Origin of the sequence: Actinoplanes sp. NPDC049265 (genome assembly GCF_043197135.1) — a bacterium.
In the GTDB taxonomy this organism is placed as follows: Bacteria; Actinomycetota; Actinomycetes; order Mycobacteriales; family Micromonosporaceae; genus Actinoplanes.
This window is the reverse complement of the sequence record NZ_JBICSP010000031.1, coordinates 26,542-52,884: the sequence shown is the minus strand read 5'-3', so window position 1 is coordinate 52,884 and position 26,343 is coordinate 26,542. Positions and strand designations below refer to the sequence as shown.

Sequence of the window (26,343 nt, the reverse complement as noted above, 5' to 3'; positions counted from 1 at the left end):
TGATCCCTGGCGGGATCGGTGGAATCCGGGACTACTTCACCCCGAGGTGGCGGAACGCGCGCTTGACGAAGTCGGCCCGGGCCGCGGGGGCGAGACCCTCGAGACCGAAGCCGGTGAACACCGAGCGCTTGGTGGTGGTCAGGGCACCCTGGTCGAACGCCTTCTGGCTGCGGCTCCACGAGTTGGCGTTGACCGGCGAGCCGGCCGGCTGGGGCGCGACGGTCCAGCCGCCCAGGTCGGTCTCGAACGAGGTCTGCGCCGTGGTGGCCCCGTTGGTCTGCACCCGCACGTTGTCGAGGAAGACGCCGAGGCCCTGGCTGCCCCAGTCGGACATGTAGCTGATCGACAGCTCGACCTGCTTGCCCTGGTACGCGGACAGGTCGAAGCCGTATTCCTGCCAGCCGCCGCTGGGCCCGGTGACCGCGTTCCAGGTGCCTGTGGTGCCGGTGGGCGAGCAGTCCGCACCCTGGTAGTGGGTGAGGAACGGGTGGAGTTCCTGGATGCCCGAGGCGCAGCTGTCACCGGTGCCGGTCTGGGTGTGTCCACCGGTCTCGGGCAGCGTCGTCCAGTCGTCCTGGCCGACCGTGTGCGCCTCGACGAACATGAAGTCCCAGCCGGGCTCGATGTCGTGCGACACGTTGAACAGCAGCTTGCCCGAGGTGGCCGAGGTCAGGTCGACGGTGCGGGTGAGCCGCTTGTAGCTGCTGTCGGCCTGGCCGCTGTACAGGTACCAGTCGCCGTCGTACGGGTCGTACGGCGCCGCCCCGGGGGTGTCCCAATCGACCGGCGCGGCGCTGGCGAACTGCGGGAACTCGTCGGCCGGCAGGATGCTGGAGGTGGACATGAACGCGCCGGTGTGGTCCTGGTTGCCGGCCGAGCCGGGCGTGTTCAGGGCCGCGGAGAACCCGTCGAACTTCCCGGCGTTGCCCTCCAGCGGGTACGGCCCGGTGGGGCTGGTGCCGCCGTTGTCGATGTACGCGTACGCCCCCAGCCAGTACTGCTGGAAGTCGTTGAACAGGGGCAGACACGTCGCGTCGGTGCCGCTGGAGCATTCGGCGCCGGGGTTGGGCTGGTAGTCGTACTGACCGTCGGCGGCGTTGGCGTAGCCCGCGTACTTGCCGTCGTAGATCAGCTTCCCGCCTTCGTTGAGGTAGTCCCGGACGGCCAGCTCGGTCTGCCAGGCGTTGCGGGAGGCGGTGCCGGACGGCTGCCCGGCCGCCCGCGGGATGACGTCGTCGCCGGTCTCCCAGACGACCGCCTTGTAGTGCGACAGCACGCCGAGCGGGTGCGGCGCCTTCCGTCCGTTGGCGTCGATGTCGTACACGTCGGCGGCCAGGCCGGCCGCCTCGATGGCGGCGACGTGCTCGTCGGCGTACCGGGCCGAGGTGGCGCCGTCGGTGTTGGCCGGGGAGACGCCGGTGACGTCCTCGGCCGCGAGCACCAGCACGTCGCCGCCGATGTCACCGGCCACCGTGTAGGTGAACGGCACGGTCGGCTGCGCCCCGGTCGCGGTGAACCAGACGCTCACCTTGTCGCCCGGCTTCTGCCCGCGGACCAGGCCGCGGAACTCGGCGTAGTACTTGTTGTTGGTGTTGCCGTAGCGTTCGCCACCGTCCCAGCGACGGATCGCCGCGGTGCGCTCGGCGCCGTTGTTGACGCGGTAGTGCAGCACCTTGTCCTTGAGCGCCCGCTCGGCCACCACGGCCACCGTCTGGGTGGTGCCGTAGGAGACGTCGAACGGGTCGGCCTGCAGGTCGGGCGCGGTCCGCCCGACCGCCGACACCGGGTTGGCCGGGTCCTTGGCCGACTGGGCCACCGACAGCGCGAACGGGATGTTCTTCTCGAACTCCTGCTCGATCAGTTTCTCGTCGTCGGGGAAGTTGAAGCCGCTCTGGCAGTCGGCCGGGTCCCACTGGTCGGCCGGGTCGATCGCCGACGCGGTCTCGCAGGTGGTCATCTCCGGCGTGAAGCCGACTGTGCCGTACCGGACCTGCGCGTGCGTGTCGGTGTCGCCGTTGGTGGTGTACAGCTCGGCGGAGATGTCCGGGTCGTAGCCCGGTACCGCCGGGTGCGCGTCGTCACCGGCCATCGCGACGCTGATCTGGTCGTCCGGGCTGATCGTGTCGACCTGCCAGCCGATGCCGTAGAGCAGCAGCTCGGCGGCCGAGTGGTAGTTGACGAAGAACTCGAAGCCGACCTTCTGGAAGAGCCGGTTGAGCGCCTGGGTCTCGGGCTCGGAGTTCGGGCCGGTGCCGCGGTAGGTCTCGTCCGACGGGTCGTCCGCGGAGCCCTCGTTGTCGAAGCCCCACTTCTCCGCGAAGTTCCGGTTGAGGTCGACGCCGTCGCCCGAGGTGATCTGGCCGTCGCCGTTGTTGTCGTGCAGGTTCTTGCGCCAGAGGCGGTTGTCCCCGGTGAAGGTGAAGTCGTAGCCGTCGACGTTGTGCACCGGGATGATCCACACCTCGGTGGTGTCGAGCAGCCGGGTGATCGCCGGGTCCTTGCCGTAGCCGTCGACCAGGTAGTGCATCAGCCGCCGGTTCATCTCCGGCGTGATCCACTCGCGGGCGTGCTGGGCGCCGATGTACAGCACCGAGGGCCGGGCGCCGTCGGGCACGTTGCGGGCGCCCTTGGTCAGCTTGATGCCCTGGATCGGCACGCCGCGCAGGCTGTTGCCGATGGTGATCAGCTTGGCGATCTTGGGGTTGCGGGCCGCGGTCGCGGCGATCTCGTCGCGGAGGCCGCCGGGCGCGTTGTAGGGGCGGAAGACGGTGGGCCCGGCCGCGGCCTGCTTGCGCATGGCCTTGGTCGCCGCCTTGACCTTGAGGGGTACGCCGTCAGCGATCAACTTCGCGGCCTGCGAGGGCGCGAGGATCGTCTCCACGGCGACCTTGCCGCCGGCCGGCGGGGCGATGTTGCTCTCGTGGCTGTCGATGCCGGCCGCGCGCAGCTTTTCCAGCTGGGCGCCGTCCAGCGTGCCGACGTAGACCCCGAGCGAGTCGGCGTCCGGGGCCGGCGCCGCGATGGCCGCCGGGGCCTGGGTGACGGCCGTGACCGCGCCCAGGATGATGGCAGCGCCGGCGGTGAGCCAGCGTCTGGATCTCATGATGGATGGCCTCCGATGGGTTGGAAGGTCGTGAGTGGACCCTCTGGCACCCCATCGGCGCTGTCAATCATTCATCCGGCTCAATCGGTTAAGTTCAGGTAACGGAGAATTGTCCCCACTTAGCCCGTGGCACCGTTGTGGCCATGACCCGTACCCATCGCCTGGTCTGCCTGGTCGCGACAACAGCGCTGCTCACGGCCTGTTCTTCCGAGGACGCGCCACAGCCGCCGGCGCCGTCGTTCGCATCCGCTCCCCCCGCGCGGGCCGGGCTCCCGGACCTTAACGCCGAGCCGGAAACCCTCGCGACCGGCGTCGACGTGCCCTGGGGGCTGGCGTTCCTGCCCGACGGCAGCGCCCTGGTCGGCCAGCGCGACAAAACGACCATTCTGCAGATCACGCCGGGGCAGAAGCCGCGCGAGGCGTACCGCGTGTCGGACGTCGACCCCGGAGGTGAGGGTGGCCTGCTGGGTCTCGCCCTCGCCAAGGACTACCCACAGACCCAATGGGTCTACGCCTACACCACGGCCGGCGACGACAACCGGATCGTCCGGTTCAAACTGGGCAGCGACGCCAAGCCCGAGGTGATCTTCACCGGGCTGGCCAAGGCCGGGAACCACAACGGCGGGCGGATCGCGTTCGGGCCGGACGGCATGCTCTACGTCGGCACCGGGGACGCCGCCGAGCCCTCCCGCTCACAGGACCGGGGCAGCAACAACGGCAAGGTCCTGCGGCTCACGCCCGAGGGCCGGCCGGCACCGGGCAACCCCGAGGACGGTTCGCCGATCTGGACCTCCGGGCACCGCAACGTGCAGGGCCTGGCCTGGACCGCGGACGGCGCGATGTACGCCACCGAGTTCGGCCAGAACCGCCTCGACGAGGTCAACCACATCGAGAAAGGCCGGAACTACGGCTGGCCCGAGGCCGAGGGCGACTCCGGGCCGGCCCGGTTCACCCGGCCACTGGTCACCTGGCCCACGTCCGAGGCGTCACCGTCCGGCGGCGCGATCGCCGGCGACACCATGTACGTGGCGGCGCTGCGGGGCGAACGGCTGTGGACCGTGCCGTTGGCCGGGGGCACGCCGCAGGCGCACTTCACCGGCCGGTGGGGCCGGCTGCGCACGGTCGCCGTCGCACCCGACGGCGCCCTGTGGCTGACGTCGTCCAACACCGACCGGGACGTGAACGTCCGGGACGGCGACGACCGGATCCTGCGGTTCCCGGCCAAGGCCGGCTGACAGGCTGACCGGGCCGGGAACCGCAGGAAGTTCAGGCGTTGGCCGGCCTCCGCTCAGGCGGCGGCCGGCTTCGCACTCAGGCGTTGGCCGGCCTCCGCTCGGGCGTTGGCCACACCCGCTCGGGTGTTGGCCGGCTTCCGCTCGGGCGTTGGCCGGCCCCCGCTCGGGCGTTGGCCACACCCGCTCGGGTGTTGGCCGGCTTCCGCTCGGGCGTTGGCCGGCCCCCGCTCAGGCGTTGGCCGGTGGGAGTAGCGGCAACTGTGAGATCACCGCCGCGTACTGGGAGACCTGCCGGCCGTTCGGCACCACGCCGAAGGACCGGAGCTGGTCCTGGATCGCCTGCTTGACCACATCCTCGGACTGGCCGCGATGGGTCTGCATGACCTTGTTGACGACATAGTCGACGCGGAGCTGCTGCTGCCAGCCGGCGGTACGAGGGCCGCTCGTCGTGGCGAAGCTGACGGAGGCGAGGGGTTCCATGCCCACGAGTATCGGAAGCCCGGAGCCGGACTGGAACATTCGAGGGGGCGCTGCAACCCGGTTGCACCCGAGCCGCACCGCCCCCTCCATCAAACGGCCCAGCCGGGCTAGTGGGAAGGTGGCCGGTCGCCCTGTTCGGCCAGTTCCTCCTCGGTCGGCGGCTTGGTCGGGTTCAGCCGCTGCCACAGCAGGAACAGCCCGCCGAGCACCAGCATGGCCAGCCCCATCCAGATGTTGATCCGGATGTCCTGCGCCTTGGCGATCTCGGCGTCGCTGTCGAACAGGCCGAGCAGCGTGACGATCACGCCGTACGTCACGAACAGCAGACCGATCACCCGGCGTACGTCGAACAACCGGGCCGCGGCGGAACGCTTGTCCCGCTCGTCGGGAATCTTCTCTTCGGCCATTGCGGGGCTCCTTACCAGACCGGGATGTAGAGGAGGATGGCCAGCCCGACGGCGATCGAGCCGAGCAGCACCGGATTACGCCACCAGACCTTGTCGGCGACCAGCACCGCGGCGCCGGAGGTGTCGGTGCCGGCCAGGCCGTACACGAGGCCGCGCAGTTCGTTCTCGGGCCGGGCCGGGGTGAACAGGGTGACCACGATCGCCACCACCACCGCAGTGACGAAGGCCAGTCCGGCGCCGTAGAAGCTCTCCTCCAGGTCGGAGTTGAATTTCACCGCGTCACCCAGGTAGAGCAGGTAGAGCGTCAGCGAGGACAGGGTGCCCAGCAGCAGCGACCAGAAGCCGGCCGCCGCCGACATCCGCTTCCAGAACATGCCCACGATGAAGGTGGCGAACAGCGGCGCGTTGAACAGCGAGAACAGCGCCTGGATGTAGTTCATGATGTTGCTGAAGCCGGCCGCGATGAACGCGGTGCCGATCCCGATGATCACGCCGGCGACCGTCGCCCAGCGCCCGACCCGCAGGTAGTACTCGTCCGAGCGGTCCTTCCGGACGTACGACTGCCAGATGTCGTAGGTGAAGACGGTGTTGAACCCGGACACGTTGGCGGCCATGCCGGCCATGAACGAGGCGACCAGACCGGTCACCGCCACGCCCAGCACGCCGTTGGGCAGCAGGTCGTTCATCAGCAGCGGGATCGAGTTGTTGTAGATCAGGTCGCCCGAATCGGCCCCCAGGCCCTTCACGGTCACGATCGCGATCAGACCCGGGATGACGGTGATCACCGGGATCAGCAGCTTGGGGAAGGCGCCGATGATCGGCGTACGCCGGGCCGCGCTCATGTCCTTGGCCGACAGCGCCCGCTGTACCTCGGCGAAGTTCGTCGTCCAGTACCCGAACGACAGCACGAACCCGAGCCCGAACACGATGCCGATCCAGTTGGCGCCCAGCGGGTTGTCGGCCGAGCTGCCGGTATTCGACCAGGCGTGCAGGGCGGCGTCGCCGAGCGGCCCGCTGCGCACCTTCTCGAACAGCCCGTCGATGCCGCCGACCTTCTTCAGACCGATGATGGTGATCGGGATCAGGCCGGCGAGGATGACGAAGAACTGCAGCACCTCGTTGTAGATGGCCGAGGAAAGACCACCGATGCTGATGTACGTGAGGACGATCGCCGCCCCCAGCACGATCGACAGCCACAGCGGCCACCCCAGCAACGCGTCCAGGATCAGCGCCAGCGCGTACAGGTTGACGCCGGCGATGAGCACCTGGGCCAGCGCGAAGCTGATCGCGTTGAGCAGGTGGGTCGGCCGGTTGAACCGCAGCCGCAGGAACTCCGGAACGCTGCGCACCTTGGAGCCGTAGTAGAACGGCATCATCACGATGCCCAGGAACACCATGGCCGGCACCGCGCCGATCCAGTAATAGTGCAGAGTCAGCAACCCGTACTGAGCCCCGTTGGCCGCCATGCCCAAAATCTCCAGGGCGCCGAGGTTGGCGCTGACGAAGGCGAGACCGGTGACCCAGGCCGGCATCGATCTGCCGGAGAGAAAGAAGTCCGCACTGGTCTTGATCGCCCGCCGCGCGGCGAACCCGATCCCCAGCACGAAGGCGAAATAGATCGCCAAGATCAGATAGTCGAAGATGTCAAGATCGAGCCGAAGCCCTTCCGCGGCGAGAACCACATCACCAGGCACAAGCACCTCCAGGGGTCGACAGCCCGTCTACCCCTAGTGAAGATCTTTCACACCTGGCCCATCACCATGGTTCGTCGCCCCAGTTCAGCGCATTTGATCAGGTGCGGTTCACAGCGGCGCGCCGGCGAGTGGGATGCGCCAGAGGACGGCTCGGGCCTCCTGGTCGGCGCGGCGGCGGACGTGGATCAGCCAGGCTATGCCGATCAAGGAGACGACGATCAGGCCGCCCCAGGAGAGGGCGGTGAAGACGTCGGCCTGGGTCGGGGTGGGCTCGGGCTGGTAGCCGCGCTGCATCAGCGAGTACTGGCCGGGCGTACCGGTCAGGATCAGGGTGATGAACAGGGCGATGCTGTGCCAGCTGTCCCACAGGGCGTGCAGCAGCGCCACGCCCAGGTAGGTCAGCAGCAGCCGGCCGGTGAAGGCGAAGTGCCGGCGGCCGCTGGCCGAGAATAGGACGCCGCCGAGGATGGCGGTCCACAGGCCGTGGCCGACCGGAGCGAGCAGGCCGCGCAGCAGTTCGGTCTGGACCAGCTGGGTCACCGACAGCCCGTTCTCGGTCAGCATCGCGGTGAACGCGTAGCCGGCCGACTCGAAGGCGGAGAAGCCGAAGCCGACCGACGCGCCCAGGATCAGGCCGTCGAACGCGTACTTGTGGCGCAGGTGGCGGGCGAGGAAGGCGAGCGCCGCCAGTTTGGCCGCCTCCTCGATCAGGCCGACCCCGAAGAACAGGCCGGGCGACGGGCTCAGCAGGTAGCTCTCCAGCACCGCGGCGGACAGCACGCCCAGCACCCCGCCGGTGACGAACGTGCTGAACAGCAGTTCGGCGGTGACCTCGCCGCTGTGCCGGCGCCCGAACGCCCACACGACGAAGCTGACCGGCACCAGGAAGCTGCCCAGCAGCACCAGTGTCGGGATCAGGTTGGGGTTGCCGGTCAGGAAGGTGACGACCACGGTGAGCACCCACAGGACCAGGCCGGTGAGGAAGATTCGCAGCCACGGCCGCCGGGTGTTCGCCATGCGGCGATCATCGCCGCCGGTCGATCAGGAACGCAAGACCGTCGAGGATGCGGTCGAGGCCGAAGGCGAACTGCTGATCGGGGGTGGCCTGGTCGGTCGCCGCCGGCCGCGGCACCGGGCTGGCGCTGCCCGGCTACAGCTCGGCCAGCGCGTTCACCGACAGCTCGGCGAGGGAGGGGACCACCAGCGACGCGTGAGCCAGCGCGTCGTCGGCGGGCGGGTAGACGCCGTGCGGGACGCACACGACAGTCATGCCGGCCGCCGCCACCGCCCGCAGCCCGTTGCTGGAGTCCTCGATCCCGGCGCACAGCGACGGCGCGAACCCGAGTTTCGAGGCGGCGAGCAGATAGACGTCGGGCGCCGGCTTGCCCCGGGCGACCTCCTCGGTGGACAGCACGACCTGGAAGACGGCGTCCAGCCCGGAGGCTTCGAGCACGCTGTCGATCAGGATCCGGGCGGACGAGCTGGCCAGCGCGACCGGGTAGACCGCCGCGATCCGCCGGACCGCGTCGACCGCCCCCGGGATCAGCGGCAGATGTTCCCGGTATCGCGCGGCCATCGCGGCCAGCACCTCGTCGGCGACCTGTTCGGCCGGCAGTCCCACGCCCACGTCGACGGCCAGGTGACGGGACCACTCGCCGGTGCTCATGCCCATCATCCGGGTCTGGGTGTCGGGCAGGAACTGGCGGCCGTGCGCCGCGACGTAGCCGCGGCGCACCTCCTCCCACGTCTCCTCGGAGTCGATGATGACCCCGTCGAGGTCGAAGACGACCGCCTCGACCGTCACAGCGCCTCGGCGGCGGGCACGATCTCCTTCTGGAAGATCTCGAACTGCTTGGTGTCCCACGCGTTGCGCAGGCCGCCGTGCGCGACGGTGAACCCGTGGCCGGCCAGGCGCCGCAGGTCGTCGATGATCTCGCCGACCCGTTCACCCTTCTCGCCCAGGTCCCAGTTGTAGAGGACGGTCTTCTCGATGTCGTCGTAGTCACGGCCGACGTCGGCGCAGTGCTGGCGGAGCACGTCGAGCTTGCGGTCGATGTCGGGCACCGGGAACAGGTTGCAGGCGTCGGCGTACTGCGCGACCAGCCGCAGCGTCTTCTTCTCGCCGCCGCCGCCGATCAGGATCGGCACCTTGGGGCTGAGCGGTGCGGGCGAGTTGAGCAGCCGGCCGAGGCGGTAGTGCTTGCCTTCGAACGCGGTCTCGTCGCCGTCGAACATCTGGCGGCAGATCTTCAGCGCCTCCTCGAGACGCTCGAACCGCTCGGCCGTCGGCGGGAAGAGCAGGCCCAGGCCGCGGGACTCCTCCTCGTTCCAAGCGGCGCCGATGCCCAGGATGGCCCGGCCACCGGAGAGCACGTCGAGCGTGGTGACCGCCTTGGCCAGCAGGCCCGGGTCGCGGTAGACGACGCCGGTGACCAGGGTGAGCAGCTTGGCGCGCTTGGTTTTGCCGGCCAGGAAACCCAGGGCGGTGTACGCCTCGAGCATCTCGTGCTCCGGCGGCCCGATCACGGCGATCTGCCACAGGTGGTCCATGACGCTGATCCGCTCGAAGCCGGCCTCGTCGGCGGCGGAGGCGATGTCGGCGAAGACGGGGCCGAGGCGAGGGGCGCCTTCGGGCCAGGTGAAGTTGGAGATGTGGAGGCCAAGTCTCATAACCGGAGCCTACTCCGCTTTGATGAACCGAACGCGGCCAAAAGGAGTCCGGTTTACCCGGTCTTGCCCGCGCGCGTCCGGTCAAAATCACTCTTCGTGTTGACTACATTCCGATCCCCATCCCCATATTCGCAGCTAGGCAGCTTGGTCCGGTTGGCGCGGCGGGTCATCCGTTTCGGTGAGTTGACGGTGGGTAGTCGCTTGTTAGGTTGACCTTGATCCGAATTCGATGAGCCGAGGAGCCACCGCCCATGCCTCCTTCGCCCAGCGTCAGTGTCGTTCTGCCGGCGCTCGACGAGGCGGCCAACATCGCCCACGTCCTGCACGGCCTGCCCGCGCTGGTCGACGAGGTGATCGTCGTCGACGGCGGATCGTCCGACGACACGGTCGCGGTGGCCCGGCAGAGCCGCGCCGGCACACACGTGGTCCGGCAGACCCGCTCCGGGAAGGGCAACGCTCTGGCCTGCGGGATAGCGGCCAGCCGGGGAGACATCGTGGTGCTGATGAGTGCGGACGGGTCGTGCGATCCGAGCGACATCCCGCGCTTCGTGCAGGCCCTGGCCGGTGGCGCCGACGCCGCACACGGTTCCCGGTTTCGCGGCCGGGGCGGCGACCTGGAGTCGAGCCGGCTGGAACGGTTCGGCGGCCACCTGCTGCGGCGCCGGGTGAACAAGGTCTTCCGTACCCGCTACACCGACCTGGGTTCCGGCTACCACGCGTTCTGGCGTACCACACTGGACGGCTTCGACCTGCCCGCGCCCGAGCTGCCCGGCCTGCGCCGGGGCGAGACGGTGTGGGGCGACGGTCCGGAGATCAACCCGCTGATCGCGGTACGGATGGCGGCGCTCGGCCTGCGGGTCGTGGAGATCGCCACGGTGCGCTACCCGCGGATCCACGGCGCGGCGCGGCGCCGCCGCCCGTTCGCGCGGATTCTCCGCGGGCGCCGCGTGCTGCGTGCGGAGCAGCGCCGGATGACGCGCCTGGAGGCCGAGCGAGCCAAGGGCAAGAGCGGGCCGGGGTACGACCGCAGCCCGCGCCCCGCCATGGAACTGCCCGGCGAACGCACCACCACGGGCCGGCACGCCCTGGCCGAGTCGCCGGCACCGCGGCGCCCCTACCCCGGCCCGCGCCCGGCCTGGGCCGACTCGGTGGGCCAGCACCGCACCGAGGACATCATCGGCAACTCCCGCCGCCGCAGCGGCATCTACGAGAGCGGGCTGCACCACGTGGAGAACAGCGGCGTCCGGCGCAGCGCCCTCTACGACACCGGCGTCCACCGCACCGGCGTGTACGACACCGGCGTCCACCGCACCGAGATCTACGACACCGGCGAGGTCGTCGAGAGCGTCCCCCGCGAGGTGGGCGGCGGCCGCCGCCGCCTCGACGCCACCGACCGCCGCGCCCAGATCCCCGCCGCTCCGGCCCACCCCGCGTATCCGGCCGATCCGGCGTACCCCGCCAACCACGCCTATTTGGCCGACTCGGCTTATCCCGCTGACTCGGCTTACCCGGCCGACCCGGCGTACTCCGCCGACCACGCGTACCCCGCCAACCCCGCGTACCCCGCCGGTCCCGACGGGAACATGCCGTATGCCGGCGGGCGACCCGGCCACCCGCGATGACCGAGCCCATGAGCCGCCTCATGAACCCCGGCCCGCCCCCGCCGCGCGCGCTGGAACAGGGCCGCAGTGGCGACCGCCCCTTCCCCGCCGCCCCCGGCCCCCTCCCCCGGCAACGGACGCCCGACCGGCCCGAACCGACGGTGGTCGTCGGCGTCGACCTGAGCCGGCCGCTGCCGGACATCGCCGGCGGCTCGGTCACCCTGGCCTGGCTGCTGCTGCGGATCGGCGAGGTGCCGATCGGCGAGCTGCTGCTGCGCGTCCCGCCCGAGGGACTGTCGGCGGCCCAGGCCGGAGCTGCGATCGCTGCCCGCATCGGTGCCCGGCGCCGGAGCGCACGCCGGGCCTCCGACGGTCAGCCGCGGTCGCGCAGGCGGGGCAGTACCTCTTCGCTGTAGAGCTTGAGGAACTTTTCCTGGTCGGGCCCGGGCGCGTGGAAGACCAGGTGCTTGAAGCCCATGTCGAGATATTCCGCGACCTTGGCCGCGTGCTCGTCCGGGTCGGTCGAGACGATCCACCGGGTCACCGTGCGGTCGACCGAGAGGGCGTCGGCCCGGCGCTGCATCTCGATCGGGTCCTCGACGCTGTGCTTCTCTTCCGGCGTCAGGGCCAGCGCACCCCAGTAGTGGGTGTTCTGCCGGGCCGCCTCCAGGTCGTGATCGAAGGAGACCTTCACCTCGATCATCAGGTCGAGGTCGTCGAGCGTCTTGCCGCCCTTCTCGGCGCCCTCGCGCACGGCCGGCAGCAGCGTGTCGGTATAGAGCTCGTGGCCCTTGCCGCTGGTCGTGATGAAGCCGTCGGAGATGCGGCCGGCCAGCCGGGTGGCGGCCGGGCCGGACGCGCCGATGTAGACCGGCACCGGCGTCTCGGGCTTGTCGTAGATGGTCGCCTTGTCGGTGCGGTAGAACTGCCCCTCGAAGTCGACCCGGTCTTCCGACCACAGCTGCTTGATCAGCGTCACGGCCTCTTTGAGCCGGGCGAAGCGCTCCTTGCCGTCCGGCCACTCGGCCCCCAACGGCACCTCGTTGAGCGACTCGCCCGAGCCGACCCCGAGGATCACCCGGCCCGGCGCCAGGCAGCCCAGGGTGGCGAAGGCCTGCGCGACCACGGCCGGGTGGTAGCGGAACGTCGGCGTGAGCACGCTGGTGCCGATCGCGACGCGTTCGGTGCGCGCGACGAGCGCACCGAGCCACGGCAGCGCCGCCGGGGCGTGCCCGCCGTCGTGCCGCCACGGCTGCAGGTGGTCGCTGACGAAGACCGAGTCGAAGCCGAGCTCCTCGGCGCGGACGCCATAACCGAGCAGCTCGGAGGGTGGGAACTGTTCCGCGGAGGCCTTGTAGCCGAACCGAATCATGGATCCGACCCTATCCCTGGCCGCGGAGGCCCGGCCGGTTATCCACAGGCCGCCGGAAGTAAGGGACGTCACCCCGCCGCGCGGTACGCCTTACCGGCCTCGGTCGGCGTGGAAGCGTCCTGGTACAGCCCGAAGTCGACGCTGTCACCGACCGCCGGCAGCCCGAACCAGGCGTACCGCTCGACGTAGGACCGTTTCTCCAGCCCGGCCGTGCTGCCCTTGATGAAGGCGACGATCTGGGCCGTGCTCGGGTACTTGGGGGTGCCGCCGAAGTTCATCAGCCCGTACTCGGTGATCCAGACTGGTTTGCCGTATTTCTTGTGCACCGCGTCGACGTACCCCAGGAACTGCCCCACCGCCGCGGCGCTGAAGTCCGACCCGTACCAGTGGATCGGGATGAAGTCGACCCGCAGACCTTTCGCCTTCGCGCCGTCCATGAACCGGTCCAGCCAGCCGTTCTCCGTCTCGCCGCCGAAGGCGACGGCCGGCGCGCCCAGCCGCAGGCCGGTCTTCTCCAACTCGGGCCACTTCGCCAGGGCCAGCTCGACGGTCATGTCGGCCTGCCCCTTCATGTCCGGCTCGTTGAAGCCGAGCAGCGTGCCGTCGCCCTCGCGCTTCGCCTCGGCCAGCGTGCCCGCGGTGACGTTGCGCTCGTCCCAGATCATCGGCACGAACTCGACGCCGGCCGGGCCCGGAATGTCGTTGTTGTTGGAGCCCCAGGTGTAATACCAGCTCGCACCGACGTCGGCCAGCGCGCCCTTGGACCCGGCGAACTTCCACACCGCCGCGCCCTTCTTGCCGGTGACCTGCTTGGGCGCGACCGGCGGAGCCTTCTTCGTGGTCTTCTTCGGCTTCGGGGCGGCCTTCGACGGGGGCAAGCTGATCACGGGGGCCAAGGAACGCGCGGGAGCGGTGGTGGGGGCGATGACCGCGGCCCGGGCCGTGGGTGGTTCGGACTGCTGGTGGTAGATCACGGCCGCGGCCCCGCCGCCGGCCACGGCGGTGGTGGAGAGCACGGCGGTGAGTACGCGACGACTCACGCCGACGGCGACCTTGCCGGCCAGGGCCAGCTGCCCGGTCGCCTGCGCACCGCCGGTGACCAGCGCGCCCTTGAGCGCCAGCGGCACCGGGATCAGCGCCATGCCGGCCAGCAGACGCTCGGCGGCGACCATCCCGGACCAGGCCGGCGAGCAGTCCCGGCACTCCCGGGTGTGCCGGGCGACACGCTTGCGCCACAGCGCGCCGGGCCGGCCGTCCCAGCCGGTCAGCACCACCCGCAGCTCCGGGCAGAGCGGGTCGGCGGCCAGCGCCCGTACCACCACGCGGGCGGTCTCGAGCTGGCCCTTCATCCGCTGGATGCGTACCGCGGCGTGCTGCCGGGTGACCCCGGTCGCGGCCACGATCTCGTCCCGGGTGAGCTCGCCGGAGGCCTCCAGCCACCACAGCGACAGCAGTTCCCGGTTGTCCTCGTCGAGCCAGCGGGTCGCCTCGGCGGTCTCCCGGCGCTGCCCGGACAGTTCGAGCCGGGTGATCGCCAGGTCGGTGAAGTCGGCCCCCGGATCGCGGACGTCGTCGGGCAGCAGCGTGTCCGGTCCACCGCGGCGGGTGCGGAACCGCTCGCGTACCTGCCGCACCGTGATCGCCACCAGCCAGGACCGGAACGCGTCAGGGTCGCGCAGGTCGCCGAGGTTGCGCAGGACCCGCAGCATGACGTCCTGGACCACGTCGTCGACGTCGGCGTGGCCGTCCAGGGACCGGCCGACGATCGTGTAGACGAGCGGCAGATACCCGGCGACGAGCAGGTCCACCGCGGCCGGGTCGCCGGCCCGGGCGGCGACGACGGTGGCGGTGTCGGGTTGCTCCGGCATGTGCTGACCTCTCCGTGGCGCATCAGATCATGACTCAGCAGAAGGAGACCGTCCAGGTCAGGACCGCATAACAGAAACCCTGGATTAGGGGCGGGCGTGTACGGGCATCTGAAGGGCATGCGCATGTCGGTTCGACTCAACCTGCCGCGGGAAGCGGGAAGCGTTCCCGCCGTGCGCCGGCTGCTCCGGGCTGCCCTGTCGATCCTGCGGGTGGACCGGGAGTCCGGCGACGATCTGGAGATCGCGCTGACCGAGGCGTGCGCCAACGTGGTCAAGCACGCCGACGGCGTCGAGAAGTTCGAGGTCCACCTGGACGTCGACGACCGGCGCTGCGCGATCGAGGTGCGTGACGACGGCCCCGGGTTCGACCCGGCCGCCGCCGAGGACGGCAAGCCGGGCGACGAGCATGAGAACGGCCGCGGGCTGTACCTGATCCGGGCGCTGAGCGAGAACGTGCGACTGCAGTCCGTTCCGCGCCACGGCAGCCTGATCCACTTCGAGAAGTCCTTCGCCTGAGCGAATTCCGACGCGCCGTGGCCCCGCTTGGCGTCGCGTGCTACCGGCGTGCCATCATTCTTGCCCCATAGCAAATCTTGCTGCACAGCAAATTCAGTCACGGAAGGAGTGACCGCAGTTGTCCGAAGGCCCCGCGCCGATCGGCGTCCTGCTGCGCGCCACGCCCCCCGACCGGCTGCCCGAACTGCTGGCGGACCAACTCCGCCAGCATCATGCCGCGCGCCGGGTCGAGGTGCTTATGGCGGATCTCACCCGTACCGGATTATGGCCTGTCCTCGACCCCGAGGGCGCACCCGGCGACAGTCGGGCCCTGCGCTGTTTCGGCAGCCAGCGGCCGGTCACCGACATCGGCATCGCCGGCACCAACCGGGTCCACCTCCCACTCACCGTGTGGGGCGAACGGCTCGGCGTGCTCGTGGTCGACACCACACAGCCGGCCGGGAACGGGCTCACCGACCAGCTCGCCGCGATCGCCGACGAACTGGCCGTGGCCATCCGCGCCGCCGGCTCCGACACCGACCGGTACCACCGCGTGCAGCGTCGCGAGCGCCTCACCATGGCCGCCGAGCTGCAGTGGAACCAGTTACCCGGCTCTTCCCTGGGCGACGACCGGTTCCTGGTCGCCGGGCAGCTCGAGCCCGCCTACGACGTACACGGCGACCACTTCGACTGGTCCCTCGACGGCGATCGGCTCACCGTCACCGTGCTCAACGGATTCGGCGACGGGCTGGCCGCCGCCCTGCTCACCACGACCGCGGTCAACGCCATGCGCAATGCCCGCCGCTCCGGCGCCAACCTGGTCGAGCAGGCCGAGCTGGCCTCGGACGCGATCTGGTCCCGGGCCGGCGGCAACGGCCACGCCGCCACCCTGCTGCTGGAGATCGACCTGGTCGGCGGGCAGGTCGAGGCGGTCGACGCCGGCTCGCCCAAGGCGATGGTCGCCCGCGAGGGGGAGATCCGCCCGATCGAGCTCGAGCAGCAGCTGCCGCTCGGTATGTTCGGCGACTCCCGGTACGAGACCCAGCGCTTCCGGCTCGAACCCGGTGACCGCCTCCTCGTGGTCAGCGACGGCGTGCACGCCGCGGCCCCGGCCGGACGCGCCGCGTTCGGTGGCGCCGGCCTGCTGAGCGCGTTGCGCCGGACGCGGCTGCAGCCCGCCACCGAGGCGGTCGGTACGGTGATGCGTAGTCTGCGTGACTACCACGCCGGCGACGACCCTGCCGACGACGCCGTCATCGTGTGCCTGGACTGGCGACGCTGATCGGCCGGGCGAGGCTTGGATCGGTCCCCGAGCGGGTAGTGACATCCCGCCCCCAGGTTGATGAAGCACGAAGGATCGGCATGGATCACGCGTCCGACGCCGCCGCCGCGGTCGAGTCGGCGGTCGAGTCGCTGCTTGCCGTGCTCGACACCGCGCGCTTGGCGCAGTCCCCCGCGATACCGCCGACCCAGCTGCGCGTGCTGACGATCATCGAGCGGGCCACCGACGACACCAACATGAGCCGCCTGGCCGAGGCCCTCGACGTGGTGCCGTCCTCGGCCAGCCGGCTGTGCGACCGGCTGGAGGCCACCGGACTGCTCCGCCGCGTGCCCGACCCGCGCGACCGGCGCGAGGTGCGGCTGCTGCTCACGCCCGCGGCCAAGCGACTGCTGGACGAGCTGCGCGCGGCCCGGCAGGCCGCGCTGGCCGCGGTGCTCGAGCGGATGACGGCCAGTTCCCGCAACGATCTGGTACGCGCCCTGAGCGCCTTCGACACCGCGGCGGCCCGTGGCCTCGGCGACAAGGACGCGGGCTTACGTACAGCCTGATCTGCTCTTCTAAGATCGTCCGATGCGCATCGGCATCGTTATCCTTCCCGACGAACGCTGGTCCGTCGCCGGCCGCCGCTGGCAGCGGGCCGAGGAGTACGGCTTCGACCACGCCTGGACCTACGACCACATCGGCTGGCGTGACCTGGTCGACGGCCCCTGGTTCGACGCCGTGCCCACCCTCACCGCCGCCGCGATGGTGACCCGGCGGATCCAGCTGGGCACGTACGTCGCCTCGCCCAACTTCCGGCATCCGGTCCCGTTCGTCCGCTCGGCGCTCACCCTGGACGACATCTCGCAGGGCCGGCTGCTGCTCGGCGTGGGCGCGGGCGGCACCGGTCACGACACCTCGGTGCTGGGCGGGCCGGTCCTGCCGCCACGCGAGCGGGTCGACCGGTTCGCCGAGTTCCTCGAGATCACCGGGCAGCTGCTGAACACCGACCACGTCTCGTACCAAGGGCAGTACTACACCGCCGTGGACGCGCGGAACCGCCCCGGACCGACCCGGAAACCACGAACCCCGCTGCTGGTCGCGGCGGCCGGGCCACGCTCGCTGAAGCTGGCCGCCCGGCACGGCGACGGCTGGATCACGTACGGCGACGCCGCCGCCGAGGGCACCGAAGAGTGGTGGACAGCGCTGGCCCGGCAGCGCGACCGCTTCGAAGCCGCCCTGGCCGAGACCGGCCGAGACCCGGCCACGGTCAGCCGATATCTCACCCTCGATTCGGCACCCGGCGCACCGATGAGCAGCGCCGACGCATTCACCGACGCGACTTCCCGCGCGGCCGAGCTCGGTTTCACCGATGTGGTCGGGCACTGGCCCCGGGCGAGCGGCTGGTACGCCGGTTCCGAGAAGACGCTGGAAACAGTCGCCGGACTCCTGCCCAAGCTCCGGAAGATTTAGCTCACCGGGTTTGGCTCACCGGACGCCTTCGGTGGTAGGTCTGGGCGGTATCCGCGGCGCGGATACCGCCCAGACCTACCACCGGTTCCAAATGCGCAATGGGGACAGTCAGCGGCGCTGCGCGGCACGGTACGCGTCGCTGACGCCCTGCGGAATGCGGCCGCGCTCGGAGATCTGGTGGCCGTTGGCCAGCGCCCACTCGCGAATCGCCCGGTTTTCGTCGCGGCTGGTGGCCGTGCGGCCCCCGGCCGACGCCCGGGTGCGCGTGGCCCCGCCGCGCCCGACCCGCGTGCCCGCGTTGATGAACGGGTCCAGGGCCTTGCGCAGCTTTCCGGCATTGGCGTCGGAAAGGTCGATCGTGTAGCTCGTTCCGTCCAGACTGAACTCGACGGTGCGGTCAGCCTTCTTTCCGTCCAGATCGTCGATCAGAGTGGTGATTACCTGCCGCGCCATGCCGACTCCCGTTGGTTATCCGGAATAGCCGCGCTCAGTGTCGCTCTTCAGCGGCTCCGCGCGCAACTCTTCCCTCGGATTCAACCATTCTTTTCTGCCGGAGACGGCTTGGTCATTAAATGGAACGACCTATTCGGCCGGGTAATCGCCGGTCACGGCGGCGGCCGGCCGGTGCCGGAAAGGACGGGTGGATGGAAGCCGAGGGATGAGGTTAGGGTCGTCGCCATGGACGACGAGCGAGCGCCCGGGCCGGGCCCGGACGCCGCCGCCGACTGGCACGAGCAGCGGCGGCGGGCGATCGCCGGGCACGCGGCGGCCCTCGAGGCCGGCCGGGCCGCCGAGGCATCCGAGGCGGCCGGGCTGATCGCCGAGTTCGTCCGTGCGGCCGCCGAGCGCGGCCTGACCCCCGAGGTGCTGAGCGCCCGGTCGTTCGACGGCCGGTCGACCTACCGCACGAAGATCCGGGGGTGGTACCTCAAGAGCAACAAGTCCGTCGCCGTCGGCGCGGACGGTGGATATTACGTAATGACCGTGCCGACGTCACTGCGCGCCAGATTCACCGGTGCCGACCTGCAACCGAGCGTCCCCAGGCTCGTGGTCGGCGCGGGCGGCGGCGACGGCGAGACCATCCCCCTGGCGCAGCTCCTGCGGCGCCGTCTCGACCTCGGAGTTTCCTGGCCGTGATCTCTGGTTCCACCCCCTCCCCGACATCTCTCCGGACCCGACGACGCCGGGCCGTGGCCGCGGCCCTGGCCACGACCGCTCTCGCGGTGCCGGCCTCACTCGCCGTCCTCGCGCCACCCGGCCTCGCCGCCGCCTCACCACGCGGCCTCACCGCCGCGCCGCCTGGCCTCACCGCTGCCCCACCACGCGGCCTCACCGCCGCGCCGCCTGGCCTCACCGCTGCCCCACCACGCGGTCTCGCCGCCGCGCCGCCTGGCCTCACCGCTGCCCCACCACGCGGTCTCGCCGCCGGGGCGCCGCCCGGTCTTGCCGCCGCGTCATCGCGCGGTCTCGCCGCCGGGGCGCCGCCTGGCCGGTCAGCCTCCGGTTTGCGGGCCGCGGGCAAGGCACGGGCCGATATCCCCTGCCCCAAGCCCAACGTCAAGCCGCCGGCCGGGCGGCCACCCCGGCCCGTTCCCCCGCCGGACGATCCGGTCGCGCGGGCGGTCGGCGGCGACGCCCTGGACACCAACGGACTGGCCGTGCCACCCGGCGCCCCCGCGCCGCCGGCCGTCACGGCCACCACCTGGCTCGTCGCCGATCTGGACACCGGCGAGGTGCTCGGCGGGTGCGGGCCGCACGTCTACCAGACCCCGGCCAGCGTGCAGAAGCTGCTGCTCACGGCCACGGTCATGCCGCACCTCGACCCGAAACAGTCGATCAAGGTCCAGGAGTCGGACCTGGAGATCGAGCCCGGAAGCTCCGCGGTCGGGCTGGTGGACGGGGGCACGTACCCCATCTCGGCGCTCTGGCTCGGTCTGATCCTCAACTCCGGCAACGACGCGGCCAACACCCTGGCCCGGCTGGGCGGCGGCAGCGGCGGGGTGCCGGCCACCGTGCAGGCCATGAACGACGAGGCCAAGCGGCTCGGCGCACTCCAAACGCACGCGGTCACGCCGTCCGGGCTCGACGGCACCGGGCAGTTCACCAGCGCGTACGACCTGGCGCTGATCGCCCGCGTCTGCTTCGCCATTCCCGACTTCCGCAAGTACGCCCTGACCAAGGTCGCCGAGATGCCGGCCCAGAAGAAGCTCAAGAAGGGCGGCTTCCAGTTCCAGAACGAGAACCGCCTGATCTTCAACTACCCGGGCGCGCTGGGCGGCAAGACCGGTTTCACCAAGCTGGCCCGGCACAGTTATGTCGGCGGGGCCCAGCGCGACGGCCGCCGGCTGGTGGTGACCCTGCTCGGGGCCGAGAACAATCCGCTCAAGGGCTGGCAGCAGGGTGCGGCTCTGCTGGACTGGGGCTTCAAGCTGCCCAAGGACGCCTCGGTCGGCAAGCTGGTCGAACCGGCCTCGGCCGACGCCACCACCGAGAGCGCGGAGAACGCCCCGGCCGCGGCCCCGCCGGCCGGTAAGCAGGAGAAGGCCGCCGCACCCCAGCACGGCCCGTCCCGCACGCTGACCTTCGTGGCCGCCGCGGCCATCGCCCTGGTCCTGGCCGCGACCCCGCTGCTCCTGCTCCTCACCCAGCGCCGCCGCCACCGCGTCCGCCGCCGCCCCCACTACCGCCCCGGCCCAACCTGACACCAGTGGTAGCCCCGGGCGATATCCGGGCCTCGGACACCGCGCGGGGCTACCACCTTTCTTGTGAGGCTGGTCAGGCGTTCAGCACGCCGAGAAGCCAGATGACCGCGACGGCCAGCGCCGCCGCGAACTCGATCAGCAGGGACAGGCCGACGGCGCCGAGCGCCCGCCGGGTCGACGGCCACGCCTGCCCCGGGCCGAGGCGGGCGCGTTCGGCCAGCCAGATGCCGAGGACGAAGCCGAGCACCAGCCCCACCACCGGCACCACGAAGAACCCGATCACCCCGAGCATCCCGCCCACCACGAGGGACCAGTTGGGCACGCCGCTCTCCTTGAGACGGCGGCCCGGCCACAGGTATTTGATCAGCGTGCCGGCCAGCGCGATCCCGGTGCTCAGGGCCAGCACCAGCCACTTGGCCCCGCCCGCGTCGGTCAACAGCGCCCAGATCAGCACGCCCAGCCAGCACAGGATCAGGCCGGGCAGCACCGGGATGACCACGCCGAGAATCCCGGCCACGATCAGCACCGCGGCGATCACGACGGCCAGACTCCCGCTGTCGGTGAGATCCATGGCCACCACCTTGCCCTAAAGGTCCAACTGGTGAATCAGCCAGGTGGTAGCGCAGAGCGGTATTCCGGGCCCGGACACCGCCCGGGCCTACCACTGGAGCTCAGCGCGAACCCTCAACCGAGGGCGCCCACGCCGGATACCGCCGGGGCCCACCACCGGAGCGGGGCTCGAACCCTCAACCGGGGGCGTCCGTGACCGAAGGACAACCAGCGGGTCACCGGCCGGGCAGGCAAACAACCGGGCGGCAACTGACAGCGACCGGAAGGCGTACCCCGAGTCACTGAAAGTTCTCCCTGACGCCGAGAAGCGAGCGCCAGACACACGGGGGACTCACATGACCAGCACCGTCACCACCGCCGTTGCCGACCTCGATGCCGACATCGCCGAGGCCACGGTGCTCTCCGCGCGCGAGCAGGAAGAGCTGATCCGCCAGCACATGCCGCTGGTCGGTCACCTCGTCCGGGACATGCTCAGCCGCATCCCCAACCACATCCACCGCGACGACCTCACCAGCGCCGGCCTGCACGCGCTGGTCACCGCCGCCCGGGGCTGGGACCCGGAGCGTGGCATCCCCTTCCACCGCTTCGCCACCACGCGGATCCGCGGCGCCATCCTGGACGAGCTGCGGTCGCTGGACTGGGCCACCCGCTCGGTGCGGACCAAGGCCCGGGCCACCGACACCACCCGGCAGCACCTGACCAGCACGCTGGGCCGTACGCCGACCGCGGAGGAGCTGGCCCAGGCGCTCGGCACCACCACCACCGACCTGCACCAGACCGACACCGACGTGCAGCGCGCCACCGTCCTGTCGCTGCAGGGCTTCACCACCTCGACCGCCGACGACCTGGTCACCGAGCGCACCCCGGGCCCGGAGGACATGCTGCTGCGCCGCGAGCAGATCGGCTACCTGCACCACGCGATCGCCGCCCTGCCCGAGCGCCTGCGCGTCGTGGTCACCGAGTATTTCCTCAACGAGCGCCCGATGGCCGACATCGCCGACGACCTGGGCGTCACCGAGAGCCGGATCAGCCAGCTCCGGGCCGAGGCGCTCAGCCTGCTCAAGGACGGCATGAACACGCACCTGGACCCGGACCTGGCGCCGGTGCCGGACAACCCGGAGTCGATCGTCGCCCGCCGCCGCGCGTCCTACTACTCGAACATCGCCGGCAACACCTCAGTACAGAGCCGGCTCAGCCTGACCAACGTCAACGGCCTCACGCTCACCGGAGCGCGCTGATCGCCAGTCTCAAAAGGAGCACGCTGAAACGCCTGTCTCCTGAAGAACTCAGTGGAGCGCGCTGAGCTCCTTCGGAAGATCATTGGTGTGGAGTACGCCGAGACGCCGCGTTGCCCGGGTGACCGCGACATAGAGGTCGCTCAGGCCGCGCGGCGAACCGGCGATGATCTCGTCGGGCTGGATGACCAGCACCGCGTCGAACTCCAGCCCCTTGGCCTGCCGCACGGTCAGCATGACGACCTGGTTGAGCAGATCGGGCTGCTCGCCGACGGCCGCCTCGGGCAGCGCCTTCATCAGCTCGTGCCCGAGCTCACCTTCGCGCCCCTCGGGCACGATCACGCCGACCCGGCCGTCGCCGACCTCGGCCACCTCGGCCCGCACCGCCGCGACCACGACGGCCGGCAGCTCGTCCTCGGTGACCCGCCGGGCCCACGGTGCCACGCCGGCCTCGCGGACCGACCGGGGTGGCTGCAGCGACGGGTCGACCGCGTTCAGCACGTCGGAGGCCACGGCCATGACCTCGGCCGGGGTGCGGTAGTTGACGGTCAGCTCGGCGAGGCGCCAGCGCTGAGCCACGTACGGCTCGAAAACCTGCTCCCACGTCGTGGTCCCGGCCAGCTCGGAGGTCTGCGCGACGTCACCGACCACGGTCAGCGACCGGCTCGGCACCCGCCGCATCAGCAGCCGCCACGCCATCGGCGACAGCTCCTGCGCCTCGTCGACGATCACGTGACCGAAGACCCATGTGCGGTCGGCCGCCGCACGCTCGGCCGCGGTGCGGGTGTCGAGCACCTCGTGCCGCTCGACGAACGCGCTCGCGTCGACCACGTCGATCGCGGAGAGGATCTCCTCCTCCTGGTCCTCGAAGTCCAGCGACCGGGACCCTTCGACGATCTCGAGTACGCCCTCGGCGTACTCGACGGCCTCGGCTCTTTCCTGCGCGGCGGCCCGCTTCTTGAGGGTGTCGTCCTCCCCCAGCAGCTCGGCCAGCTCGTCCAGCAGCGGCACGTCGGCCGGCGCCCACCGCGCGTCCCGGTCGCGCAGCAGTTCGGCCGGCGCGCCGGCCGAGGCCAGCCGGTCGGCCTCGGACAGCAGCTCGCGCAGCACCCGGCGCGGGGTGAGCACCGGCCACATCTCGAACAGGGCGATCTGCACGTCGATGTCCTCGCGCAGCTCGCGCCGGGTCTCGGCCAGGTCGGCCTCGGACAGCAGGTTGTCACCGCCCAGCGGGTCGGCGCCGATCCGCTCGGCGATCTGCAGCGACAGCGCGTGGATCACCTCGGTGACGAAGATCGACCGGGCGATGTTGTGCGGCCGGCCGGTCCGTCGCGCGACGGCCCGGGCGTCCTCGCAGATCGCCCGTTCGATGCGCAGCGGGTAGCCGTCGTGGTCGACCTCGACGTAGTCGTCGGGCACGGTCTGCCAGTCGGCGACCGCTCTGGTCAGGGCGTCGGTCATGGTCAGCTGGCCCTTGAGCGCGGCCACGGCCGGCGGCTCCTCGGCGCGGGCGCGTACCCCCGGGAACATGTCGCCCAGCGTGGCCAGCAGCACGCCGGTCTCGGCCAGCGACGGCAGGACCTGGGAGATGTAGCGGAGGAAGGTGGCGTTCGGCCCGAGGATGAGAACGCCCTGCTTGGTCAGCTGGGCGCGGTGGGTGAAGAGGAGGTACGCGGCGCGGTGCAGCGCCACCGCGGTCTTGCCGGTGCCCGGTCCGCCCTGGACGACGAGTACGCCCGGCAGCCCGGACCGGATGACCTCGTCCTGCTCGGCCTGGATGGTCTCGACGATGTCCCGCATCCGGCCGGTGCGGCCCGCGGTCAGCGCTGACAGCAGCGCCGCCTCGCCGGTCACGTCCTCCCGGCCCGGGCCACCGGCCGCCAGGTCGAGCACCTCGTCGTCGATGCCGGTCAGCTCCCGGCCCTTGGTCCGCAGGTGCCGGCGCCGGGTCACGCCCTCCGGCGAGACGGCCGTGGCCAGGTAGAACGGGCGTGCGGCGGGTGCACGCCAGTCGATCAGCAGCGGCTCGGCGTCGCGGTCCTCGGCGAACAACCCGATCCGGCCGATATAGCGAGGATGATCGGCGTCGAAATCGAGCCGGCCGAAGCACAGGCCGTTCTCCACCGCATTCATCTGGGCGAGTTGTTCGGCGTAATGGGCGCGGTTGGCCTCACGCAGCGACCGGCCCTGCGGAGTTCCACCGGCCTCCAGCAGGATGGAGCGAAGCCGCTGGTCAGCCTGCTCGCGCAGGGTGTCGAGGCGAGCGTAGAGGCGGTCGAGATAGTGCTGTTCGTCTCGGATGTCAGCGCTGTTCGAGCTTGACAAAACCGCTCCTTGATGTGGTAGCATTCGCGAGTCGGCGACCATTTCAGGTCGCTTTTTTCGTCTCCGGCAAACGAAAAGAATAGCGCGTGGCTCTCAGGTTACGGCCGGGGCGGCAAGTGTCCGCAATCCGTCAGTATCGGCGCCCCCCGTCACGTCGAACGGCCGCTCTCGATTAACCCGGGCATGACCAACCACCACCCGTTCCGCCGTGTCGGCGCGCTGGCCCTGATCGCGGCGGCCGCCCTCAGCTTCAGTGCCGGCTGCTCCGGCGACGACGACGAGCCGGCCGGCAACTCCGCCGCCGCCGCTCCGGGCGGTCCCGAGCCGAAGACCCTCGAGGGCGCGAAGGCCGCCGCTCAGACCATGTTCGACCGCTTCAGCGGCGGTGACTTCGCCGGCGCCTGGGAGATGTACACCGCCCAGGGCAAGGCGGCCATCTCCAAGGTCGACTACGTCAAGCTCAACGAGGCCTGCTCGCGCAAGGGCCTCGCGATCAGCCTGACCAGCGCGCGGCTCGAGGGCACGGACCGGGCCGTCGTGATCGCCAAGCAACTCGTGGCGGCGCAGTCCTACACCATGGTGTACGAGCAGAACGCCTGGAAGCTGGAGCCGGCCAAGGAAGGTCTGGCCCTCTACTCACAGGGCGCGGCCAAGGCCATCGCGGCCCAGAAGCGGGCCGGTACCTGCGCGAACGCATAAGGGCTTCGTTGGGGCGCCACCCTCAGGCGCGGCCCCTGTTCTTAGCCGCATGGCTCTTGAGGGCGCCACCCTCCTGGGGCGCCACCGTTCTCGGCCGCGCGGTTGTGGGGGCGTGGCCATTGGCCGCGCCCCCTTCTGGCCGCGCCGCCTTCGCTTGCCGGCCGTCGGCATGGCCGTTTCAGGCCTCCTGCCCTCCGGCGCTTTCGGGACTTCAGCCCTCCGGCGCTTCCGGACGCCCTGCCCTCAGGCGGTTTCCGGACACCTGCCCTCAGGCCGCGACCGGGAGACCGTCCGGGCTGGTCAGCGCGAGGCGCGACTTGAGGGTGCCACGGTCGGCGATCGACTCGAAGTACGCCGCCCGGCGACGCGCCACGCAACCGTCCTTGACCGGGGTGGCCAGGTTCGGATCCAGGTGCGTGTTCAGCCCGTCACGGAGCAGGCTCAGCGCCTCGGACCGCAGCTGCGACACCCGCGACTCGGTGACGCCCAGCTCCACCGCGATCTGCGCCATCGGCCGCTCCTCGAAGAAGTAGCCGCGTACCACCGCCCGCAACCGCTCCGGCAGGGCCTCGATCGCGTGCGCCAGGTAGCCCATCCGCTCCCGGCGGATCAGCATGTCCTCCGGGCCCGGGGTCTTCTCGGTGACCATGTCCTCGGCGCCGGCCGTGGCGAAGCCCTGCAGGCTGAACACCACCGCGCGCTGCACATCGTCATCGGCCGACTCGATGTCCTCGACCGAGCAGCCCAGGCGCTCGGCCACCTCGGCCACCGTCGGCGTACGCCCGAGCTCGGCGGTCAGCTCCTGCCGGGCCGAGTCGGTACGCCGGGCCCGCTGCCGCACCGACCGGCTGGCCCAGTCCAGGCCACGCAACTCGTCGAGCAGCGCGCCACGGACCCGGGCGGCGGCGAACCGGGCGAACGGCACACCCCGGTCCTCGTCGAAGCCACGGGCGGCGGCGACCAGGGCGGCGTACCCGGCGGAGAGCAGATCGTCACGACTGACGTGCGCCGGCACCCGGGCGAGCATCTCGCGAACCAGGTGGCCGACGAGCGGCATGTGCGCCTTCACGGTGTCGTCACGACGGCGGTCACCACTCATGGGGGGACTCCTTGCGACCAGGGCCGGGGCGGGGGGTCCGGCACTGACATCAAG

24 protein-coding genes are annotated in these 26,343 nt (G+C 70.8%); 11 read left to right on the top strand and 13 right to left on the bottom strand.

Going from position 1 to position 26,343, the window contains the following annotated elements; all coding sequences use genetic code 11:
- Positions 1–31: 31 nt before the first annotated feature.
- Positions 32–3,103, bottom strand: a complete 3,072-nt coding sequence (locus ACGFIO_RS41445) for a M14 family zinc carboxypeptidase (protein ID WP_392836046.1) — start codon at positions 3,101–3,103, stop codon at positions 32–34.
- A 143-nt stretch (positions 3,104–3,246) separates the two neighbouring features.
- Between ACGFIO_RS41445 and ACGFIO_RS41440 the strand changes: the two genes are divergently transcribed.
- Entirely contained in the window at positions 3,247–4,338 is a 1,092-nt protein-coding gene (locus ACGFIO_RS41440; protein WP_392836044.1) for a PQQ-dependent sugar dehydrogenase, read from the top strand.
- A 228-nt stretch (positions 4,339–4,566) separates the two neighbouring features.
- Here ACGFIO_RS41440 and ACGFIO_RS41435 read toward each other — a convergent pair whose 3' ends face one another.
- From ACGFIO_RS41435 to ACGFIO_RS41410, 6 genes are all read right to left on the bottom strand, one after another.
- Positions 4,567–4,818 (bottom strand): hypothetical protein, encoded by a 252-nt coding sequence (locus ACGFIO_RS41435; RefSeq protein WP_392836041.1) that lies wholly within the window; start codon positions 4,816–4,818, stop codon positions 4,567–4,569.
- Between the two features lie 107 nt (positions 4,819–4,925).
- Positions 4,926–5,225, bottom strand: coding sequence for a hypothetical protein (locus ACGFIO_RS41430; RefSeq protein ID WP_392836038.1), 300 nt, complete (start codon positions 5,223–5,225; stop codon positions 4,926–4,928).
- 11 nt (positions 5,226–5,236) lie between these two features.
- Entirely contained in the window at positions 5,237–6,919 is a 1,683-nt protein-coding gene (locus tag ACGFIO_RS41425; RefSeq protein WP_392836036.1) for a sodium:solute symporter family protein, read from the bottom strand.
- A 108-nt stretch (positions 6,920–7,027) separates the two neighbouring features.
- Positions 7,028–7,936 carry a PrsW family intramembrane metalloprotease gene (locus ACGFIO_RS41420; RefSeq protein ID WP_392836033.1) on the bottom strand — a complete coding sequence of 303 codons (909 nt, stop codon included), beginning with the start codon at positions 7,934–7,936 and terminating at the stop codon, positions 7,028–7,030.
- 133 nt (positions 7,937–8,069) lie between these two features.
- Positions 8,070–8,723 carry an HAD family hydrolase gene (locus ACGFIO_RS41415; RefSeq protein ID WP_392836030.1) on the bottom strand — a complete coding sequence of 218 codons (654 nt, stop codon included), beginning with the start codon at positions 8,721–8,723 and terminating at the stop codon, positions 8,070–8,072.
- A complete protein-coding gene (locus tag ACGFIO_RS41410) occupies positions 8,720–9,589 on the bottom strand; it encodes an LLM class F420-dependent oxidoreductase (protein ID WP_392836028.1) in 870 nt (289 codons plus the stop codon). Before ACGFIO_RS41410 ends, ACGFIO_RS41415 begins: the two co-directional genes overlap by 4 nt.
- Positions 9,590–9,840: 251 nt before the next feature.
- Here ACGFIO_RS41410 and ACGFIO_RS41405 point away from each other — a divergent pair, with 251 nt between their 5' ends.
- Positions 9,841–11,211 carry a glycosyltransferase family 2 protein gene (locus tag ACGFIO_RS41405; RefSeq protein ID WP_392836026.1) on the top strand — a complete coding sequence of 457 codons (1,371 nt, stop codon included), beginning with the start codon at positions 9,841–9,843 and terminating at the stop codon, positions 11,209–11,211.
- An 8-nt stretch (positions 11,212–11,219) separates the two neighbouring features.
- Positions 11,220–11,606 (top strand): hypothetical protein, encoded by a 387-nt coding sequence (locus ACGFIO_RS41400; RefSeq protein ID WP_392836024.1) that lies wholly within the window; start codon positions 11,220–11,222, stop codon positions 11,604–11,606.
- On the opposite strand, the gene fgd is transcribed toward ACGFIO_RS41400, so the two are convergent.
- Both fgd and ACGFIO_RS41390 read right to left on the bottom strand, forming a co-directional pair.
- The gene (gene fgd / locus ACGFIO_RS41395; protein ID WP_392836021.1) at positions 11,564–12,562 is read right to left on the bottom strand and encodes a glucose-6-phosphate dehydrogenase (coenzyme-F420); all 999 of its coding nucleotides are present in this window, start codon (positions 12,560–12,562) and stop codon (positions 11,564–11,566) included. The two genes, ACGFIO_RS41400 and fgd, sit on opposite strands and share 43 nt — an antisense overlap.
- Positions 12,563–12,630: 68 nt before the next feature.
- Complete coding sequence (locus ACGFIO_RS41390) at positions 12,631–14,430, bottom strand: sigma-70 family RNA polymerase sigma factor (protein WP_392836018.1); 1,800 nt, start codon at positions 14,428–14,430, stop codon at positions 12,631–12,633.
- Positions 14,431–14,553: 123 nt separating this feature from the next.
- On the opposite strand from ACGFIO_RS41390, the gene ACGFIO_RS41385 reads away from it, so the two are divergent.
- From ACGFIO_RS41385 to ACGFIO_RS41370, 4 genes are all read left to right on the top strand, one after another.
- Positions 14,554–14,946 carry an ATP-binding protein gene (locus ACGFIO_RS41385; protein WP_392836016.1) on the top strand — a complete coding sequence of 131 codons (393 nt, stop codon included), beginning with the start codon at positions 14,554–14,556 and terminating at the stop codon, positions 14,944–14,946.
- 118 nt (positions 14,947–15,064) lie between these two features.
- A complete protein-coding gene (locus tag ACGFIO_RS41380; RefSeq protein ID WP_392836014.1) occupies positions 15,065–16,207 on the top strand; it encodes a PP2C family protein-serine/threonine phosphatase in 1,143 nt (380 codons plus the stop codon).
- Between the two features lie 80 nt (positions 16,208–16,287).
- Positions 16,288–16,755 (top strand): MarR family winged helix-turn-helix transcriptional regulator, encoded by a 468-nt coding sequence (locus tag ACGFIO_RS41375; protein WP_392836012.1) that lies wholly within the window; start codon positions 16,288–16,290, stop codon positions 16,753–16,755.
- 22 nt (positions 16,756–16,777) lie between these two features.
- Positions 16,778–17,659, top strand: a complete 882-nt coding sequence (locus tag ACGFIO_RS41370) for an LLM class flavin-dependent oxidoreductase (protein WP_392836009.1) — start codon at positions 16,778–16,780, stop codon at positions 17,657–17,659.
- 108 nt (positions 17,660–17,767) lie between these two features.
- Here the strand turns inward: ACGFIO_RS41370 and ACGFIO_RS41365 are convergent, their stop codons facing one another.
- Positions 17,768–18,112: an Lsr2 family protein gene (locus tag ACGFIO_RS41365; protein ID WP_392836006.1), complete on the bottom strand. Its 345-nt coding sequence runs from the start codon at positions 18,110–18,112 to the stop codon at positions 17,768–17,770.
- Between the two features lie 225 nt (positions 18,113–18,337).
- On the opposite strand from ACGFIO_RS41365, the gene ACGFIO_RS41360 reads away from it, so the two are divergent.
- Together ACGFIO_RS41360 and ACGFIO_RS41355 are read left to right on the top strand one after the other, a co-directional pair.
- Positions 18,338–18,796 carry a hypothetical protein gene (locus ACGFIO_RS41360; RefSeq protein WP_392836004.1) on the top strand — a complete coding sequence of 153 codons (459 nt, stop codon included), beginning with the start codon at positions 18,338–18,340 and terminating at the stop codon, positions 18,794–18,796.
- Between the two features lie 368 nt (positions 18,797–19,164).
- On the top strand, positions 19,165–20,361 hold the full coding sequence (locus ACGFIO_RS41355; RefSeq protein ID WP_392836003.1) for a D-alanyl-D-alanine carboxypeptidase family protein: 1,197 nt from the start codon (positions 19,165–19,167) through the stop codon (positions 20,359–20,361).
- Between the two features lie 73 nt (positions 20,362–20,434).
- On the opposite strand, the gene ACGFIO_RS41350 is transcribed toward ACGFIO_RS41355, so the two are convergent.
- Positions 20,435–20,932, bottom strand: a complete 498-nt coding sequence (locus ACGFIO_RS41350) for a DUF456 domain-containing protein (protein ID WP_392836001.1) — start codon at positions 20,930–20,932, stop codon at positions 20,435–20,437.
- A 334-nt stretch (positions 20,933–21,266) separates the two neighbouring features.
- Here ACGFIO_RS41350 and ACGFIO_RS41345 point away from each other — a divergent pair, with 334 nt between their 5' ends.
- Complete coding sequence (locus ACGFIO_RS41345) at positions 21,267–22,169, top strand: sigma-70 family RNA polymerase sigma factor (protein WP_392835998.1); 903 nt, start codon at positions 21,267–21,269, stop codon at positions 22,167–22,169.
- A 48-nt stretch (positions 22,170–22,217) separates the two neighbouring features.
- On the opposite strand, the gene ACGFIO_RS41340 is transcribed toward ACGFIO_RS41345, so the two are convergent.
- On the bottom strand, positions 22,218–24,533 hold the full coding sequence (locus tag ACGFIO_RS41340) for a HelD family protein (protein WP_392835996.1): 2,316 nt from the start codon (positions 24,531–24,533) through the stop codon (positions 22,218–22,220).
- A 141-nt stretch (positions 24,534–24,674) separates the two neighbouring features.
- On the opposite strand from ACGFIO_RS41340, the gene ACGFIO_RS41335 reads away from it, so the two are divergent.
- A complete protein-coding gene (locus tag ACGFIO_RS41335; protein ID WP_392835993.1) occupies positions 24,675–25,190 on the top strand; it encodes a hypothetical protein in 516 nt (171 codons plus the stop codon).
- A gap of 268 nt (positions 25,191–25,458) precedes the next feature.
- Here the strand turns inward: ACGFIO_RS41335 and ACGFIO_RS41330 are convergent, their stop codons facing one another.
- On the bottom strand, positions 25,459–26,289 hold the full coding sequence (locus ACGFIO_RS41330) for a sigma-70 family RNA polymerase sigma factor (RefSeq protein WP_392835992.1): 831 nt from the start codon (positions 26,287–26,289) through the stop codon (positions 25,459–25,461).
- Positions 26,290–26,343 lie beyond the last annotated feature (54 nt).

Excerpts from the sequence above, each read along its gene's own strand:
- ACGFIO_RS41440 (WP_392836044.1), top strand. The coding sequence starts at position 3,247 with ATGACCCGTACCCATCGCCTGGTCTGCCTGGTCGCGACAACAGCGCTG.
- ACGFIO_RS41370 (WP_392836009.1), top strand. The coding sequence starts at position 16,778 with ATGCGCATCGGCATCGTTATCCTTCCCGACGAACGCTGGTCCGTCGCC.
- ACGFIO_RS41405 (WP_392836026.1), top strand. The coding sequence starts at position 9,841 with ATGCCTCCTTCGCCCAGCGTCAGTGTCGTTCTGCCGGCGCTCGACGAG.
- ACGFIO_RS41360 (WP_392836004.1), top strand. The coding sequence starts at position 18,338 with ATGGACGACGAGCGAGCGCCCGGGCCGGGCCCGGACGCCGCCGCCGAC.
- fgd (WP_392836021.1), bottom strand. The coding sequence starts at position 12,562 with ATGATTCGGTTCGGCTACAAGGCCTCCGCGGAACAGTTCCCACCCTCC.
- ACGFIO_RS41390 (WP_392836018.1), bottom strand. The coding sequence starts at position 14,430 with ATGCCGGAGCAACCCGACACCGCCACCGTCGTCGCCGCCCGGGCCGGC.
- ACGFIO_RS41365 (WP_392836006.1), bottom strand. The coding sequence starts at position 18,112 with ATGGCGCGGCAGGTAATCACCACTCTGATCGACGATCTGGACGGAAAG.
- ACGFIO_RS41410 (WP_392836028.1), bottom strand. The coding sequence starts at position 9,589 with ATGAGACTTGGCCTCCACATCTCCAACTTCACCTGGCCCGAAGGCGCC.
- ACGFIO_RS41350 (WP_392836001.1), bottom strand. The coding sequence starts at position 20,932 with ATGGATCTCACCGACAGCGGGAGTCTGGCCGTCGTGATCGCCGCGGTG.
- ACGFIO_RS41445 (WP_392836046.1), bottom strand. The coding sequence starts at position 3,103 with ATGAGATCCAGACGCTGGCTCACCGCCGGCGCTGCCATCATCCTGGGC.
- ACGFIO_RS41430 (WP_392836038.1), bottom strand. The coding sequence starts at position 5,225 with ATGGCCGAAGAGAAGATTCCCGACGAGCGGGACAAGCGTTCCGCCGCG.
- ACGFIO_RS41385 (WP_392836016.1), top strand. The coding sequence starts at position 14,554 with ATGTCGGTTCGACTCAACCTGCCGCGGGAAGCGGGAAGCGTTCCCGCC.
- ACGFIO_RS41340 (WP_392835996.1), bottom strand. The coding sequence starts at position 24,533 with ATGGTCGCCGACTCGCGAATGCTACCACATCAAGGAGCGGTTTTGTCA.
- ACGFIO_RS41435 (WP_392836041.1), bottom strand. The coding sequence starts at position 4,818 with ATGGAACCCCTCGCCTCCGTCAGCTTCGCCACGACGAGCGGCCCTCGT.
- ACGFIO_RS41420 (WP_392836033.1), bottom strand. The coding sequence starts at position 7,936 with ATGGCGAACACCCGGCGGCCGTGGCTGCGAATCTTCCTCACCGGCCTG.
- ACGFIO_RS41345 (WP_392835998.1), top strand. The coding sequence starts at position 21,267 with ATGACCAGCACCGTCACCACCGCCGTTGCCGACCTCGATGCCGACATC.
- ACGFIO_RS41330 (WP_392835992.1), bottom strand. The coding sequence starts at position 26,289 with ATGAGTGGTGACCGCCGTCGTGACGACACCGTGAAGGCGCACATGCCG.
- ACGFIO_RS41335 (WP_392835993.1), top strand. The coding sequence starts at position 24,675 with ATGACCAACCACCACCCGTTCCGCCGTGTCGGCGCGCTGGCCCTGATC.
- ACGFIO_RS41375 (WP_392836012.1), top strand. The coding sequence starts at position 16,288 with ATGGATCACGCGTCCGACGCCGCCGCCGCGGTCGAGTCGGCGGTCGAG.
- ACGFIO_RS41400 (WP_392836024.1), top strand. The coding sequence starts at position 11,220 with ATGAGCCGCCTCATGAACCCCGGCCCGCCCCCGCCGCGCGCGCTGGAA.